The organism is Sphaerotilus uruguayifluvii (assembly GCF_013294065.1).
Classification (GTDB): domain Bacteria; phylum Pseudomonadota; class Gammaproteobacteria; order Burkholderiales; family Burkholderiaceae_C; genus Sphaerotilus; species Sphaerotilus uruguayifluvii.
In genome coordinates this window covers 243,603-258,811 of record NZ_JABSNM010000003.1, presented here as the reverse complement: position 1 = coordinate 258,811, position 15,209 = coordinate 243,603, and the positions used below count along the sequence as shown (strand labels likewise).

Below are 15,209 nucleotides of genomic sequence, written 5' to 3'. Positions count from 1 at the left end.
TAGAGTAGCCCCCGATTCTACAAACCATCCTTGTCACTCATGCCATCCATGCAAGAGATCGAGCTGAAGTTCCAGATTCCGCCGCGCGGGCGCGACGCGCTGGCGAGCACCGTCGGCGAGGACGGCGCGGTGAGGGCGGTGCGGCTGCAGGCGCGCTACTTCGACACCGCGGCGCGCGACCTGGCCGGCGCGGCCTTCGCGCTGCGGCTGCGCCGCGAGGACGAGGGCTGGGTGCAGACGCTCAAGGGCCGCGGCGACGGCATGATGCGCCGGCTCGAGCACAACGCGCCGGTCGACCTGCCGCCGCGCGCCGGCGCCGATGCGGTGCCGGCCCTGTCGCTCGGGCGCCACGCCGGCACGCCCGCCGGCATCGCGCTGGCGGCGCTGCTGGCCGGCCGCGGCCTGGGCGAGGCCGATCTGGCGCTGCAGTTCTCCACCGACATCGAGCGCCTGAGCCGCGAGATCGAGGCCGAGGGCGCCCGCGTCGAGCTGGCGCTGGACATCGGCACGATCGAGGCGGGCAGCGCGACGCTGCCGGTGCACGAGATCGAGTTCGAGCTGCTGGAGGGCTCGGCGCACGGGCTGCTGGCGCAGTCCTACCTGTGGGTCGAGGCCTTCGGGCTGTGGCTGGACGTGCGCAGCAAGGCCGAGCGCGGCGACCGGCTGGCGCGCGGCCTGATGGTCGCGCCGATGCCGGAGTTCGTGGCGCCGGCCGAGGACGCGCCCTTCGGTGCGCGGGTGGCGGCGCTGCTGCGCCCGGTGCTGGCGCTGGCGGCCGAGGTGGCCGACGAGCAGGCCACGCCGGCGCACCAGGTCGCGCTGGCGCAGGGCATGAGCGCGCTGGCCGGCCTGCTGCGCGAGGCCGGCGCCGAGGCCTGGCTGACCGACACCGCCACGCTGCTGGCCGGCCTGGCCTTCGAGCCCGGCGCCTGGCGCCTGGCCGACACGCAGCGCCTGTGGCTGGCGCTGATCGGCTTCACGCTGCCGGACGAGGAGGAGGCGCCACCGGCGGCATGACCGCGGCGGCGGCCATCGCCGCGGCCAGCGTCGGCGCCAGGCCGTGCGGGCCCAGCAGCGCGACGAAGCCCGAGCGCTCCAGCAGCGAGCGCGGCTGCGCGTTGAGCGCCGCGACGATCAGGCGCACGCCGCGGCGCTGCAGCTGGCGGTGCAGCTGCACCAGCGCGTCGACGCCGGAGGTGTCGATCGAGATCAGCCGGTGCATCTCCAGCACCAGCACCCGGGTGTCGGGGCGCAGCCGCTCGGGCAGCGCCTCGACCTTGCCGATCGCGCCGAAGAAGAGCGTGCCGTAGAGGCTGTGCACCTCGACGCCGTCGGGCGCCCCGGGCAGCGTGTCCTGGAAGGTGGTGGTGTCGATCTCCGGCGCCGGCGCCAGGCGCTCGATCGCGAAGAGCTGGCTCATGCGCCAGATGAAGAAGCCGCAGGCCAGCAGCAGCCCGACCTCCACCGCCACCGTCAGGTCGAAGACCACCGTCAGGAAGAAGGTGCCCAGCAGCACCGAGCGGTAGGGCAGGCGGAAATGGCGCAGCCGCACGAACTCGTGCCACTCGCCCATGTTCCAGGCGACGAACAGCAGGATGCCGGCCAGCACCGCCAGCGGCACATGCAGCGCCAGCGGCGCGGCCGCCAGCATGATCAGCAGCAGGATGAGCGCGTGCAGCATGCCCGCCACCGGCGAGGTGGCGCCGGCGCGCACGTTGGTCACGGTGCGCGCGATCGTGCCGGTGGCCGGGATGCCGCCGAGGAAGGGCGCGACGAAGTTGGCCACGCCCTGCGCCATCAGCTCCTGGTTGGGGTCGTGGCGGGGGGCGTCGATCATGTTGTCGGCTACGCGCGCGCACAGCAGCGACTCGATCGCGCCCAGCAGCGCGATGGTCAGCGTGGGCATCAGCAGCTGCTTGGCGGTGGCCCAGTCGAAGTCGGGCGGATCGAAGGCCGGCAGCGACTGCGGAATGCCGCCGAAGCGCGAGCCGATCGTCGCCACCGGCAGCTCCAGCAGCCGGCTCAGCAGCGTCAGCGTCACCAGCGCGACGATGGGTCCCGGCACGCGTGAGATGACGCGCCCGCTGCGGCCCTCGACCAGCTCGCGCGGCAGCGGCGTGCCCGGCTTGAACAGGCGCGCCCAGACGAAGAGCCCGCCCAGGCAGCCCGCGCCCAGCGCGAAGGCCCAGGGATTGAAGCTCTCGCGGTGCAGCCACAGCGTGCGGATCTGCGCGAAGAAGTCGGCCGGCATCTTCGCGATGTCCAGCCCGAACAGGTCGCGCAGCTGCGACAGCGCGATCAGCACCGCGATGCCGTTGGTGAAGCCGATGACGATCGACACCGGGATGTAGCGCACCAGCCCGCCCAGCCTGAGCAGTCCCATCAGGAAGAGCAGCACGCCGGCGAGCATCGTGGCGATCAGCAGGTTGGCCAGGCCGTGGCGCTCGATGATGCCGTAGACGATGACGATGAAGGCGCCGGCCGGCCCGCCGATCTGCACGCTCGATCCGCCCAGCAGCGAGATCAGGAAGCCGGCGACGATGGCGGTGTAGAGACCCTGCTCGGGCTTGACGCCGCTGGCGATCGCGAAGGCCATCGCCAGCGGCAGCGCCACGATGCCCACCGTGGCGCCGGCGCCGAGGTCGGCCAGGAAGCGGCTGCGCTCGTAGCCGCGCAGGCTGTCGAGCAGCCGCGGATGAAAGGGATGGAGCCGCGCGGCCCAGGCGGGCAGCACGGCACGGAGATCGGACAGAGAGGACAGCGACACGGTCACTCCGGAAGGCCAGAGGGAATGCGGCGTCCGCAGGCGGGACGCCGGGCGGGGCTTCAGCGGGAGTGCGGCGCGGGCGGACCGCAGTGGTGCCTCAGCGCGATGAAGCGCCGCCGTCGGCTGATCGGGCGGATCCGGGTGCGCGCAGGTGTCGCGGTGGACATGGTGTCCTGATTGTGCATCGCGATGGCAGGGCGCAGGCTTGGTGAATTCGCGCGCCTGTCGCCGCGGGCGGCGGTGATCGCCGACGATGCGCGCCATGTCCTCGCGCACCTCGTCTTCCCGATCGTCGGCCCGGCCGGTCTCGCCGGACCGCTTCCGCGGCAACAAGTCCTTCCTGCCGAGCAAGCCCTGTGCCGCCTGCGGACGCACGATGAGCTGGCGCCGCGCCTGGGCGCGCTGCTGGGACGAGGTGAAGTTCTGCTCCGAGGCCTGCCGGCGCGGCGGGCCGCGGCGCTGAGGCGCGCCGGACTCAGCCGCGGCGCGCGCGCAGCCAGCCCAGGCCGGCCGAGGTGCCGCCGGCAACGGCGCCCCGCGCCGGCCGGTACTCGCAGCCGATCCAGCCCTGCCAGCCGCAGGTGGCCGCGACCTCGTCGATGAGGTCGAACAGGTAGGGGAAGTTCAGCTCGCCCAGGTCGGGCTCGTGGCGCATCGGCACGCCGGCGATCTGGAAGTGGCCGATGCGCCCGCCGGGCAGGTGCTCGCGGATGCGCGTGGCCAGGTCGCCCTCGACGATCTGGCAGTGGTAGAGGTCCATCTGCACCTTCAGGTTCGGTGCGCCCAGGGCCTGCACGATCCGGTGTGCCTCGTCCTGGCGGGTGAGGACGTAGCCGGGCATGTCGCGCGGGTTGATCGGCTCGATCAGCACGTCGCGGCCCGCGGCGGCGGCCTGGGCGGCGGCCCAGGCGAGGTTGGCCTCGTAGGTGGCCTGCAGCCGTGCCCGCTCGACGCCGGCCGGCGCCAGGCCCGCCATGACGTGCAGGCGCGTGCAGTCGAGCGCCTCGGCATAGTCCAGCGCCTGCAGGAAGCCGCTGCGGAACTCGTCCTCGCGCCCGGGCAGGGCGGCCAGGCCGCGCTCGCCGGCGTCCCAGTCGCCGGGCGGCGCGTTGAACAGCACCTGCGCGAGGCCGTGCCCGCGCAGCCGCGCGGCCAGGTCCGCCGGCGCGAACGCATAGGGAAACAGGAACTCGACGCCCTCGAAGCCGTCCGCGGCGGCGGCGGCGAAGCGGTCGAGAAAGGGATGCTCGCCATAGAGCATCGTCAGGTTGGCGGCGAAGCGGGGCATCGGGCGATTGTCGCAGGCGCCCGCCTAGAATGGGTCCCACCATGGTGCCTGCCGATCCTTCCGCCCGCGCGCTGCGCCGCCGGCTTGTCCTGGGCGCGATGCTGCTGCTGGCGGGCGCGCTGCTGTCGATGCTGCTGCTCGAGGGGCGCGCCGATCCGGTCATCCCGACCCGGCTCGACCAGGCGCCGGCGCCGCGCCCCGGCGCTCCCGTCTACGACCGCGACATCCGCCCGCTGCTCGAGCGCCGCTGCGTCGTCTGCCATGGCTGCTACGACGCGCCGTGCCAGCTCAAGCTCGGCAGCTGGGAGGGCCTGGCGCGCGGTCTGAGCAAGGCCGCCGTCTACGATCACCTGCGGCTGAAGGACGCGCCGACGACCCGGCTGGGCATCGACGCGCAGCGGGCCTCGCAGTGGCGCGAGCGCGGCTTCAGCCCGGTGCTCGACGAGCACGATCCGGCGGCGGGGCGTGCGCTGTCCGACAGCCTGCTGTGGCAGGTGCTGGCGCTGAAGGAGTCCGGTCCGCTGCCCGAGGGGCCGGTGCTCGACGGCGACGAGTTCGACTTCTCGCTGGACCGCGACAACGTCTGCCCGCGCCGCGACGAGTTCGACGAGCATGCGCGTCGCCATCCGCGCGCCGGCATGCCCTACGGGCTGCCGGCCCTGAGCGCGCCCGAGCGCCAGACGATCGCGCGCTGGCTGCAGGCGGGCGCGCCGGCCGAGCCCGAGCCTGCGCTGCCCGAGGCGCTGGCGCGCCAGGTGCGCACCTGGGAGGACTTCCTCAACGGCGCCGCGATCCGGCCCGACAGCCCGCAGGCGCGCCGCCGCCTGCTCGTCGGCCGCTATCTGTACGAGCACCTCTTCCTCGGCCATCTGGTGTTCGAGGGCGACGCGCAGCGCCAGAACTTCCGCCTGGTGCGCTCGGGCACGCCGCCGGGCGAGCCGGTGCGCATCCTGCCGACGCGGCGGCCCTACGACGATCCCGGCGTCGCGCGGCCCTGGTATCGGCTGGTGCCCGACCGCGAGACGGTGCTGGCCAAGACGCACATGCCCTATGTGCTGTCGCCGGCGCGGCTGGCGCGCTGGACACGCTGGTTCGTCGACGAGCCCTTCGCGGTCGATGCGCTGCCGGACTACCGGCCGGAGACCGCGTCCAACCCGTTCCGCACCTTCGTCGCGCTGCCGATGGCCTCGCGCTACCGCTTCCTGCTCGACGACGCGGGCTTCTTCGTCATGAACTTCATCAAGGGTCCGGTCTGCCGCGGCCCGGTGGCGCTGGACGTGATCCGCGACCGCTTCTGGGTCTTCTTCGTCGATCCGGCGCTCGGCGCCGACGACGACGCGGCGCAGGCGGTGGCGCGCGAGGGCGAGGTGATGCGGCTGCCGGCGGCCGAGGGGCCCGACGCCAGCCTGCTGGCCTGGCGCGACGTCGCCCGGGCCGAGGACCGGCTGCTGGCGACCAAGACGCAGGCGCTGTCCGAGCGCTTCGGCGGGCCGCACCGCATCACCGCCGACTTCGTCTGGCGCGGCGAGGGCGGCAACCGCAACGCCGCGCTGACGGTGATGCGCCACTTCGACAGCGCCACCGTCGTGCAGGGCCTGGTCGGCGAGCCGCCGCGCACCGCCTGGGTGATCGGCTATCCGCTGCTCGAGCGCATCTTCTACCTGCTGGTGGCCGGCTACGACGTCTACGGCAACACCGCGCACCAGCTGCAGACGCGCCTGGCGATGGACTTCCTGCGCATGGAGGGCGAGGCCAACTTCCTGATGCTGATGCCGCGCGCGGCGCGCCAGCCGCTGCGCGACGACTGGTACCGCGGCGTGGGCGACGAGGTGCGCCAGCGCATCCTCGGCGGCCCGTACCGCTTCGACGCCGAGACCGGCATTGCCTTCCCGCCCGGCGTCGATCCGAAGCTGCACCTGTTCGGGCTGCTGCAGCGCCGCCTGGAGGGCGCCGGTGCGCTCGAGCACCGCATGGACCTCGGCGCCGCGCAGGTGCCCGACGCGGCCGAGCGCCAGGGCCTGCAGCGGCTCGCGGCGGTGCGCGGAGCGAGCCTGCAGTGGTGGCCGGAGGCCGTGGTGCTGAGGATCGACGCGCCCGCGCAGCCGCCGGGCGCCGCGCCGCGCTACTACAGCGTGCTGCGCAACACCGCGCACCGCAACGTCAGCACGCTGCTGCGCGAGAAGGCGATGCTGGTGCCCGAGGAGAACACGCTGACGGTCGTGCCCGGCGTGCTCGGTGCCTATCCGAACGCGCTGCTGCGTCTGCGCGTCGACGAGCTGCCGGCGCTGGCCGCCACGCTGGCCGGACTGCGTTCCGAGGCCGACTACCGTGCGCTGGCCGACCGCTGGGCGGTGCGCCGCACCAGCGCGCGCTTCTGGGCCGAGAGCGACGCGCTGATGGACGCCTACGCGCGCACCGATCCGGACGAGGCCGGTCTGCTGGACTGGAGCCGGCTGGAGAATCGCTGAGCCAGGGGCGTGTCAGGCGTGGATGTAGCGCCCGAACACCTCGCCGAAGTCGCGCCGGGTGTGGCGCACATGGACCGCCTCGTTGAGGTTGTCGAGCAGCGCGTTGAACTGGTCGGGCAGGTCGCGCGGCAGGCCGACCTGGCCGATGCGGTACATCGACGACATCGCGCCGAGCACCTTGAAGGCGTTGCTGCGGCTCTCCTCGTCGCGCGCCTGCAGCCGGCCGATGGCGATCAGCGCCTTGTAGACGTCCTTGAGCTGCTCGAGGAACTGCTTGCGCACGTCGATGCTGAAGGCGGTGCCGCCGATCGAGAACTTCAGCTCCACGTCCATGTCGACGGTGCCGGCGGTCTCGATGGTGACGCGCTCGATGACCGAGTCGGCGTAGTCGTGGCGCTTGATGGTGCGCTTGGACGAGACGGCCGAGTCGCCGTCGACATGGATCAGCGCCAGGTTGGTGAAGCAGTACTCGTCCTTGCGCGACTTGATCAGGAAGAAGATCTTCTCGCCGTCCTCGTGGAAGAGGTAGTCGTCGGCGTCGACGCTGCCGTAGTCCCTGGGCTGGACGATGGTGCCGATGTCGCTCAGGCCGAGGGCCTCGGAGGCCAGCTTCTTGAACATGCTCAGTCTCCCGGAACTGGAGAAATCATTGGAGGAATCACGGATGGGCCGCAAGGGGCGCGGCAGCGCAGCATAGTCCGATCAGGGCAGGACAGCGCAAAGGACGGGAACGATGCAGACGACGATGGACGTGCGGCGCTCGCTGCTGCTGGTGGTCGACGTGCAGGCGCGGCTGGCGCCGGCGATCGACGAGGGCGCGGCGGCGGTGGAGAACAACCGCCGGCTGCTGCAGGCGGCGCAGCCTCTGCAGGTGCCGGTGCTCGTGACCGAGCACTATCCGCAGGGCCTGGGCGCGACGGTCGGGCCGCTGCAGGCGCCGATGGCCGCGGCGGGCGCGACGGTGATCGAGAAGATCCACTTCGGCGCGACCCGCGAGCCGGGCTTTCTCGAGCGGCTGCGCGGCTTCGGGCGCAGCCAGATCGTCCTGACCGGCATGGAGGCGCACATCTGCGTGCTGCAGACCGGCCTGGGCCTGCTCGAGGCGGGCTTCGCGCTGGCGGTGGTGGCCGACGCCAGCTCCTCGCGCACCCGGGCGAACCGGGAGGCGGGCCTGGCGCGGCTGGCCCGCCACGGCGCCGAGATCGTCACCACCGAGATGGTGATCTACGAGTGGCTGGAGCGCGCCGGCACCGCGGACTTCCGCGCGCTGCTGCCGCTGGTGCGCTGAGCGGCAGCGGCAGCAGCGCGGGCGTGCTTCAGCGCACGCGCATGCCCGGCTGCGCGCCGGGGAAGGGCTCCAGCACGAAGACGCCGGGGTTGGCCTTCTCGTCCGCATGGCTGGCGGCCAGCACCATGCCTTCGCTGACGCCGAACTTCATCTTGCGCGGGGCGAGATTGGCCACCATCACGGTCAGCTTGCCGGTCAGGTCTTCGGGCTTGTAGGCGCCGGCGATGCCGCTGAAGACGTTGCGCGTGCGGCCTTCGCCGACGTCGAGCGTCAGGCGCAGCAGCTTGGTCGAGCCGTCCACCGTCTCGGCCTTGACGATCTTGGCGATGCGCAGGTCGACCTTGGTGAAGTCGTCGATCTTGATCTCGGGGGCCAGTTCCTCGCCGCCGGGGATGAGCTTCTCGGGCTCGGGCGCGGCGAAGAGTTCTTCGAGCAGCTTCGGATCGACGCGCTGCATCAGGTGCTGATAGCTGCCGATGACGTGCGCGCCCAGCGCGCGCTCGGTGGCGTGGAAGTCCAGCGGCTCGACCTGCAGGAAGGCCTCGACCTGTGCAGCCAGCGCCGGCAGCACCGGCTTGAGGTAGATGGTCAGCAGGCGGAAGGCCTCGATGCAGACGGTGCAGACGTCCTGCAGCACCGCGTCCTGGCCGGCCTGCTTGGCGATCTCCCAGGGCTTGTTCTGGTCGACGTACTCGTTGACGCGATCGGCCAGCGCCATGATCTCGCGCAGCACCTTGCCGAACTCGCGCGCCTCGTAGAGGCCCGTGACCGTGTCGCGGTGCGCGCGCAGCGTGTCGAGCAGCACGCGGCCCTCGACGCCGACATCGGCGCTGAGCCGGCCGCCGAAGCGCTTGGCGATGAAGCCGGCCGCGCGCGAGGCGATGTTGACGTACTTGCCGATCAGGTCGGCATTGACGCGGGCGGTGAAGTCGTCGCGGTTGAAGTCGACGTCCTCGACATGCGAGTTGAGCTTGGCGGCGATGTAGTAGCGCAGCCACTCCGGGTTCATGCCCAGCGACAGGTACTTGAGCGGGTCCAGGCCGGTGCCGCGGCTCTTGCTCATCTTCTCGCCGTTGTTGACGGTCATGAAGCCGTGCACGAAGACGTTGGTCGGCGTTCTGCGGCCGCTGAAGTGCAGCGTCGCGGGCCAGAACAGCGTGTGGAAGTAGGTGATGTCCTTGCCGATGAAGTGGTACTGCTCGATGTCGGGCGAGGCCATGAACTCGGCGAAGCTGCGGGTGTCGCCGTACTTCGCGGCCGGGCCGCCCTTGTCGAACCAGTTCTTCAGCGAGGCCAGGTAGCCGATCGGCGCGTCCAGCCAGACATAGAAGAACTTGCCCGGCGCGTCCGGGATCTCGATGCCGAAGTAGGGTGCGTCGCGGCTGATGTCCCAGTCGCCCAGGCCGCCCTGACCCTCTTCATCCTTGGTGAACCATTCCTTGATCTTGTTGAGCACCTCGGGCTGGAGCTTGCCCGGCTCGGTGGTCCAGTTCTGCAGGAATTCGACGCAGCGCGGGTCCGACAGCCTGAAGAAGTAGTGGTCGCTGGTCTTGAGCACCGGCGTGGCGCCCGACAGCGCCGAGTACGGGTTCTTCAGCTCGGTGGGCGCGTAGACGGCGCCGCAGGACTCGCAGGAGTCGCCGTACTGGTCCTTGGCGCCGCACTTGGGGCATTCGCCCTTGATGAAGCGGTCGGGCAGGAACATGCCCTTGTCGGGATCGAAGAACTGCTCGATCGCGCGGACCTCGATCAGGCCGTTGTCGCGCAGGCCGCGGTAGATGTCCTGCGCGAGTTCGTGGTTCTCGACGCCGTCGGTCGAGTGCCAGTTGTCGAAGCTGATGTGGAAGCCGTCGAGGTATTCCTTGCGGCCGGCGGCGATGTCGGCCACGAACTGCTGCGGCGTCTTCCCGGCCTTCTCGGCGGCGATCATGATCGGCGCGCCGTGCGCGTCGTCGGCGCCGACGAAGTGGACCTGGTGGCCCCGCATGCGCTGGAACCGCACCCAGATGTCGGCCTGGATGTACTCCATGATGTGGCCGATGTGGAACTTGCCGTTGGCGTAGGGCAGGGCGGTGGTGACGAAGAGCTGGCGGGTCATGGTGGCTGTCCGGGGGGCGCTCGTGGCGGAGGAAAGCCGTCGATTCTAGGGCGCCGTCCCTGATATCGTCGCCGCATGACGCCTCCGACGACCTCTCCCGCACCGATGCTGACGCTGACCGCGCTGGGCCGGTGCGTGCCGGTGGCGCCGGGGCAGTCGCTGCTGGAGGCCGCGCGCGCCGCCGGCCTGCGGCTGCGCAGCTCCTGCCGCAACGGCACCTGCCGCGCCTGCCTGTGCCGGGTCACGGCCGGCCAGGATCACCTGCGCTACCGCGTCGACTGGCCCGGCCTGAGTCCGGAGGAGCGCGCCGAGGGCGGCTGGACGCTGCCCTGCGTCGCGCTGGCCGACGGCGACGTGGCGATCGACGCGCAGGCCGATCCGCGCTGAATCCGTCACGCCGTGCCGCGTCGCGTCCGCCGACGCCGCGCCGGACGGTTGATCCGGGCGCCCGGCGGCCGATTCACCGCGACAGGCCGGCATGGTGGTTGCCGCCGGTCGCGGGAAGGTGTCGATGACGGAGCAGGATCGATCGATCGGAGCAATGGGCGTGGGCGCCCCGGCGCTGCTGTGGCTGATGGTCACGCTGCTGCTGGGGCTGCTGGTGCTGCTGCTGCCCGGCCGTCTGGCCGCGGCCATGCCGTCGGGCGAGCCCTCGATGCGGGTGCTCGAGGATGCCGGGCAGCGGCTCGACGCCCGGCAGGCGCTGGCGTCGTCCGGCTGGACCGCGCTGCCGGCCGGCACGCCCAGCCTGGGCTATTCGGATTCGGCCTGGTGGTTCGACCTGCGCTGGGAGCCGGCGCCGGCGGGCGAGCGCTGGAGCCAGCTCGAGCTGGCCTATCCGGTGCTCGACGCGATCGAGGTCACGCTGCTCGACCGCACCGGCACGGCGCGTGCACGCTGGTCGCTCGGCGACAAGCTGCCCTTCGACGCCCGCCCGGTGGCTCACCGCCACTTCGTCGTGCCGCTGCCCGAGGCCGCGCCGGGCGAGGAGGTGGTGCGCGCGCTGGTGCGGGTGCACACCACCAGCGCGGTGCAGCTGCCGGCCCGGCTGTGGACCGCGCCGGCCTTTCTGGCCAGCGTGCAGGCCGACCATCTGCTCCAGGGCATCTACCTCGGCGTGATGCTGGGCATGCTGGCCTACAACTTCTTCCTGTGGCGGGTGATGCGCGAGCGCGTCTACCTCTGGTACGTGCTCTGGGTGGCGGCGATCGCCAGCTTCCAGGCCTCGATCGGCGGGCTGGCCTTCCAGTACCTGTGGCCCGAGGCCACCTGGTGGAACGATCGCGCGATCGTGGTCTTCCTGGCGATGGCGGTCGCCAGCGCGTCTTTCTTCATGATCGACTTCCTCGAGCTCGGCCGGCTGGGCGGGTGGATGCTGCGGCTGCCGCGCGCGACCGCCTGGGGCTGCATGGGCGCGCTGCTGGGGGCCTTCGCGCTGCCCTATGCGCAGGCCATCCATCTGGCGATCGTCTGCGCGGTGGTGGCGATGTGCGGCGCGCTGTGGGTGTCGGCGATGCGCTGGCGGCAGGGCTTCGCGCCGGCGCGCATCTTCCTGCTGGCCTGGTGCCTGGTGCTGGTGGGCGGGCTGGTGCTGGCGGCGAGCAAGTTCGGGCTGCTGCCGCGCAACATGCTGACCGAGCATGCCACCCAGGTCGGCACCGCGCTGGAGGTGATCCTGCTGTCGCTGTCGCTGGCCGGGCGGCTGCAGCACGAGCGCCGGCTGCGCGAGCGCGCGCAGGCCGAGGCGATGGCGACCCAGCGCCGAGCCAACGAGCGCCTGGAGCAGCGGGTGGCCGAGCGCACCCGCGACCTCGAGCAGCTCAACCGGCGCCTGGAGCAGGCCAGCCGCACCGACGCGCTGACCGGCGTGGCCAACCGGCGCCATTTCGACGAGCGTCATGCCGGCGCGGTGCAGCGCGCCCTGGCCCGGGGCCGGCCGCTGGGCGTGCTGCTGCTCGACCTCGACCATTTCAAGCGCATCAACGACACGCTCGGCCATCCGGCCGGCGACGACTGCCTGCGCGAGGTGGCGCGGCGCGCCGCGCTGCTGCTGGCCGACGAGGACGGCGCGCTGCTGGCGCGCTACGGCGGCGAGGAGTTCATCGCGCTGCTGCCCGACCTGCCCGTGCCGGAGGCGCTGGCGCGGGCCGAGCGGCTGCGCGAGGCGATCGCGCAGCAGCCGGTCGACAGCGTGGCCGGACCGGTCAGCGTCACCGCCAGCCTCGGGCTGTGCTGCCGGGTGCCGCAGGACGTGGCCGACGGCATCGCGATGCTGCGAGAGGCCGACGAGGCGCTCTATCAGGCCAAGCGCAGCGGGAGAAACCGGGTGACGATAGACTTGACCACCGCCGCCGCGAGCGCATCCTGAAGTCGCGCTTGCTTCCCCAACGACGTTTCCCCGACGTTTTTCCGAAGCCCTCCCCGTCATGTCCCTGAACGAGAACACCGTCCGCGCCGCGATCCAGACCGTGGTGGATCCGAACACCGGCAAGGACTTCGTCTCCGGCAAGCAGCTGCGCAACCTGAAGGTCGACGGCAGCGATGTCTCCTTCGACGTCGAGCTGGGCTACCCGGCGCGCACCCAGGTCGACGGCCTGCGCCGTGCGCTGATCGACGCGGTGCGTGCGCTGCCCGGTGCCGGCAATGTCAGCGCCAACGTGAGCTGGAAGGTCACCGCGCATGCGGTGCAGCGCGGCGTGCAGCTGCTGCCCGGCGTGAAGAACATCGTCGCCGTCGCCTCCGGCAAGGGCGGCGTCGGCAAGAGCACGACCGCCGTCAACCTCGCGCTGGCGCTGGCCGCCGAGGGCGCCACCGTCGGCATCGTCGACGCCGACATCTACGGCCCGAGCCAGCCGATGCTGCTGGGCATCACCGGCGCTCGCCCCGAGAGCTACGACGGCAAGACGATGGAGCCGCTGGTCGGCCACGGCATCCAGGTGATGTCGATCGGCTTCCTGGTCGACAACGACCAGGCCATGATCTGGCGCGGCCCGATGGCCACCCAGGCCCTGGAGCAGCTGCTGCGCCAGACGAACTGGAAGGACCTCGACTACCTGATCGTCGACATGCCCCCGGGCACCGGCGACATCCAGCTGACGCTGGCGCAGAAGGTGCCGGTCACCGGCGCGGTCATCGTCACCACGCCGCAGGACATCGCGCTGCTCGATGCGAAGAAGGGCCTGAAGATGTTCGAGAAGGTCAGCGTGCCGATCCTGGGCGTGGTCGAGAACATGGCGGTCTACTGCTGCCCGAACTGCGGCCACGTCGAGCACATCTTCGGCGCCGACGGCGGCAAGCGCATGGCGGCCGAATACGGCATCGACCACCTCGGCAGCCTGCCGCTGAACCTGTCGATCCGCCAGCAGGCCGACGCCGGCTGCCCGACGGTGGCGGCCGAGCCCGACAGCGAGATCGCCGCGCTCTACCGCAGCGTCGCCCGCCGCGTGGCGATCAAGATCGCCGACAAGGCCAAGGACTACTCGTCGAAGTTCCCGACGATCACCGTGTCGAAGTCGACCTGAGCGGCCGCGGCCGGAGCGTGCTCACAGCGGCCGCGTCGGCACGATGCGGATGCGCTGCCAGAAGGCGCGGTCGATGATGGCCATCACGCAGGGCCGGGCGCTGCGCACGTCGATGCCCTCGATCGGGCGCTGGCGCACCGGCCAGTACAGCACGCCGCCGGTCAGCCGGATCATCGGCGAGGGCGACTCCAGCCGCACCGGCACCGCCTGCCGGCCCTGCATGTCGACGGCGTAGAGCAGCACGCGCTCGTGGTTCCAGCGCACCTTGCGGCCCAGCGCCGCCACCTCGCCCTGCTGCTCGATCACGTCGTCCCACTCGCCGGGCGAGTCGATGCTGGCGACCCGGGCCGCCCGCCCGGGCACCGGGCAATGCATGTGGCTGCGGGTGGCCAGCACCCGCAGCAGCGTCGAGCCGCTGCCCGCACGCGAGGCCGCGGCCGGTTCGGCGGCCTGGGCACCTTGGGCGGCCAGACCGGCCGCCAGCAGCATCAGGCCGCCGAGCAGGCGACCCCGCCGGCGGCCGGCGGTCTTCCGCACGAGGCGGATCTCGTCATGCTTCATGGTCTCCCGATGTTCCTGTCCTGAAATATTCGTCACGTTTCTTGTGCCGCCGACTATAACGGCGCGTACCGCCGACGGGGCGACGGCGGATGACCGGGCGCAAGCCAGGGCTCAGAATCCGTGGCGGGCCCGCGACCGTCGCCCGTTCCCCGTCCATGCCAGCCCGAGACCTGCCGGATGAACCTGCTCGACGCGATGCGCTACCTCAGCGCGCTGGCGCAGGCGCGCCACTTCGGCCGCGCCGCCGAGGCCTGCCACATCACCCAGCCGGCCCTGTCGAACGCGATCCGTGCGCTCGAGCAGGAGTTCGGCGTGACCATCGTGCGCCGCGGCCGCCAGTACGAGGGCCTGACGCCCGAGGGCGAGCGGGTGCTGGCCAGCGCGCACCGCATGCTGCACGAGCGCGAGGCGCTGCGCCAGGAGCTCGGCCAGGCGCGCGCCGCGCCCGGCGGGCCGCTGCTGCTGGCCTGCGTGCCGACCGCGCTGCCGGTGGCCGCGCGGCTGGTGGCGCGGCTGCGTGCGGCGCATCCGGCGCTGCGCCCGACGCTGCGCTCGCTCAGCTCGCCCGAGATCGAGACCGGACTGGAGGAGCTGTCGATCGATCTGGCGCTGGGCTATGCCGATCGCATCGAGGCGCGCGGCGTGCGTGCGCGGGTGGCGGCGTCCTACCGCGAGCGCCATGTGCTGCTGCGCCGGCGTGATCTGCCGGGCCGCGGCCGCGCCCGGCGGGTGGCGCCGCTGCGCTGGAGCGAGGCCGCCGCGCTGCCGCTGGGCCTGCTGACGCCGGAGATGCACAACCGCCACATCGTCGATGCGGCCTTCGCGCAGGCCGGCGTGGCGGTGCGGCCGGTCTTCGAGACCAACTCGGTGCTGGCGCTGCTGCTGGCGGTGACCGAGGGCGCGGTGGCCGCCAGCATCATGCCCGGCGTGCTGGCCGGCCAGGCCCGGCGCGATGCGCAGCTGGAGATCGTGCCGCTGGTCGAACCGGAGGTCACGGTGACGATGGGCCTGCTGGTGCCGCAGGACGGCCGGCTGTCGCTGGCGCAGCAGGCGGCGCTGGGCTGCGTGGCCGACGCCGGCTGGTGGCGCGAGACGGTCGACCTCGGCAGCGCCGAGACGGCGGATGCGGTCGATGCTGCGGTGCATCATTCATCGCTGCTATCGGACGGTTCACCGACGTGATTGGACAGCGCCGGGGCGCCCGCCCGATGATCGGCG

Annotated in this window: 13 protein-coding genes; 8 read left to right on the top strand and 5 right to left on the bottom strand. The window is 72.0% G+C overall.

From position 1 onward, the window contains the following. The first annotated feature begins 39 nt into the window (after positions 1–39). Positions 40–1,017: a CYTH domain-containing protein gene (locus tag HNQ01_RS05155; protein ID WP_173804296.1), complete on the top strand. Its 978-nt coding sequence runs from the start codon at positions 40–42 to the stop codon at positions 1,015–1,017. Here the strand turns inward: HNQ01_RS05155 and HNQ01_RS05150 are convergent. Beyond that, positions 977–2,761 (bottom strand): SulP family inorganic anion transporter, encoded by a 1,785-nt coding sequence (locus HNQ01_RS05150; RefSeq protein WP_286180493.1) that lies wholly within the window; start codon positions 2,759–2,761, stop codon positions 977–979. The two genes, HNQ01_RS05155 and HNQ01_RS05150, sit on opposite strands and share 41 nt — an antisense overlap. A 268-nt stretch (positions 2,762–3,029) precedes the next feature. Between HNQ01_RS05150 and HNQ01_RS05145 the strand changes: the two genes are divergently transcribed. Then, complete coding sequence (locus HNQ01_RS05145; RefSeq protein WP_173804294.1) at positions 3,030–3,230, top strand: DUF2256 domain-containing protein; 201 nt, start codon at positions 3,030–3,032, stop codon at positions 3,228–3,230. A 12-nt stretch (positions 3,231–3,242) separates the two neighbouring features. Here HNQ01_RS05145 and otnI read toward each other — a convergent pair whose 3' ends face one another. Then, entirely contained in the window at positions 3,243–4,055 is an 813-nt protein-coding gene (gene otnI, locus HNQ01_RS05140; protein WP_173804293.1) for a 2-oxo-tetronate isomerase, read from the bottom strand. 41 nt (positions 4,056–4,096) lie between these two features. Here otnI and HNQ01_RS05135 point away from each other — a divergent pair, with 41 nt between their 5' ends. After that, entirely contained in the window at positions 4,097–6,523 is a 2,427-nt protein-coding gene (locus HNQ01_RS05135) for a fatty acid cis/trans isomerase (protein ID WP_173804292.1), read from the top strand. 12 nt (positions 6,524–6,535) lie between these two features. Here the strand turns inward: HNQ01_RS05135 and HNQ01_RS05130 are convergent, their stop codons facing one another. Next, positions 6,536–7,144, bottom strand: a complete 609-nt coding sequence (locus HNQ01_RS05130) for a PH domain-containing protein (protein WP_173804291.1) — start codon at positions 7,142–7,144, stop codon at positions 6,536–6,538. A gap of 112 nt (positions 7,145–7,256) precedes the next feature. Here HNQ01_RS05130 and HNQ01_RS05125 point away from each other — a divergent pair, with 112 nt between their 5' ends. Next, on the top strand, positions 7,257–7,811 hold the full coding sequence (locus HNQ01_RS05125) for an isochorismatase family protein (protein WP_173804290.1): 555 nt from the start codon (positions 7,257–7,259) through the stop codon (positions 7,809–7,811). Positions 7,812–7,839: 28 nt separating this feature from the next. Here the strand turns inward: HNQ01_RS05125 and metG are convergent, their stop codons facing one another. After that, complete coding sequence (gene metG / locus HNQ01_RS05120; RefSeq protein WP_173804289.1) at positions 7,840–9,909, bottom strand: methionine--tRNA ligase; 2,070 nt, start codon at positions 9,907–9,909, stop codon at positions 7,840–7,842. Between the two features lie 105 nt (positions 9,910–10,014). On the opposite strand from metG, the gene HNQ01_RS05115 reads away from it, so the two are divergent. The 3 genes from HNQ01_RS05115 to apbC all read left to right on the top strand — a co-directional run bounded on the left by HNQ01_RS05115 (position 10,015) and on the right by apbC (position 13,430). Further along, positions 10,015–10,296, top strand: coding sequence for a 2Fe-2S iron-sulfur cluster-binding protein (locus HNQ01_RS05115; protein WP_286180492.1), 282 nt, complete (start codon positions 10,015–10,017; stop codon positions 10,294–10,296). 154 nt (positions 10,297–10,450) lie between these two features. Next, on the top strand, positions 10,451–12,277 hold the full coding sequence (locus HNQ01_RS05110) for a sensor domain-containing diguanylate cyclase (RefSeq protein ID WP_173804287.1): 1,827 nt from the start codon (positions 10,451–10,453) through the stop codon (positions 12,275–12,277). 58 nt (positions 12,278–12,335) lie between these two features. After that, complete coding sequence (gene apbC, locus HNQ01_RS05105) at positions 12,336–13,430, top strand: iron-sulfur cluster carrier protein ApbC (RefSeq protein ID WP_173804286.1); 1,095 nt, start codon at positions 12,336–12,338, stop codon at positions 13,428–13,430. Positions 13,431–13,451: 21 nt separating this feature from the next. Here the strand turns inward: apbC and HNQ01_RS05100 are convergent, their stop codons facing one another. Continuing rightward, positions 13,452–13,967 (bottom strand): hypothetical protein, encoded by a 516-nt coding sequence (locus HNQ01_RS05100; RefSeq protein WP_217427407.1) that lies wholly within the window; start codon positions 13,965–13,967, stop codon positions 13,452–13,454. A 201-nt stretch (positions 13,968–14,168) separates the two neighbouring features. Here HNQ01_RS05100 and HNQ01_RS05095 point away from each other — a divergent pair, with 201 nt between their 5' ends. Next, complete coding sequence (locus HNQ01_RS05095) at positions 14,169–15,173, top strand: LysR family transcriptional regulator (protein ID WP_173804284.1); 1,005 nt, start codon at positions 14,169–14,171, stop codon at positions 15,171–15,173. Positions 15,174–15,209: the final 36 nt, after the last annotated feature.

Bases quoted from the DNA above. Each gene is read 5' to 3' on its own strand.
- HNQ01_RS05155 (WP_173804296.1), top strand. From the start codon at position 40: ATGCCATCCATGCAAGAGATCGAGCTGAAGTTCCAGATTCCGCCGCGC.
- HNQ01_RS05135 (WP_173804292.1), top strand. From the start codon at position 4,097: ATGGTGCCTGCCGATCCTTCCGCCCGCGCGCTGCGCCGCCGGCTTGTC.
- HNQ01_RS05130 (WP_173804291.1), bottom strand. From the start codon at position 7,144: ATGTTCAAGAAGCTGGCCTCCGAGGCCCTCGGCCTGAGCGACATCGGC.
- HNQ01_RS05095 (WP_173804284.1), top strand. From the start codon at position 14,169: ATGAACCTGCTCGACGCGATGCGCTACCTCAGCGCGCTGGCGCAGGCG.
- otnI (WP_173804293.1), bottom strand. From the start codon at position 4,055: ATGCCCCGCTTCGCCGCCAACCTGACGATGCTCTATGGCGAGCATCCC.
- metG (WP_173804289.1), bottom strand. From the start codon at position 9,909: ATGACCCGCCAGCTCTTCGTCACCACCGCCCTGCCCTACGCCAACGGC.
- HNQ01_RS05115 (WP_286180492.1), top strand. From the start codon at position 10,015: ATGCTGACGCTGACCGCGCTGGGCCGGTGCGTGCCGGTGGCGCCGGGG.
- HNQ01_RS05125 (WP_173804290.1), top strand. From the start codon at position 7,257: ATGCAGACGACGATGGACGTGCGGCGCTCGCTGCTGCTGGTGGTCGAC.
- HNQ01_RS05110 (WP_173804287.1), top strand. From the start codon at position 10,451: ATGGGCGTGGGCGCCCCGGCGCTGCTGTGGCTGATGGTCACGCTGCTG.
- HNQ01_RS05145 (WP_173804294.1), top strand. From the start codon at position 3,030: ATGTCCTCGCGCACCTCGTCTTCCCGATCGTCGGCCCGGCCGGTCTCG.
- apbC (WP_173804286.1), top strand. From the start codon at position 12,336: ATGTCCCTGAACGAGAACACCGTCCGCGCCGCGATCCAGACCGTGGTG.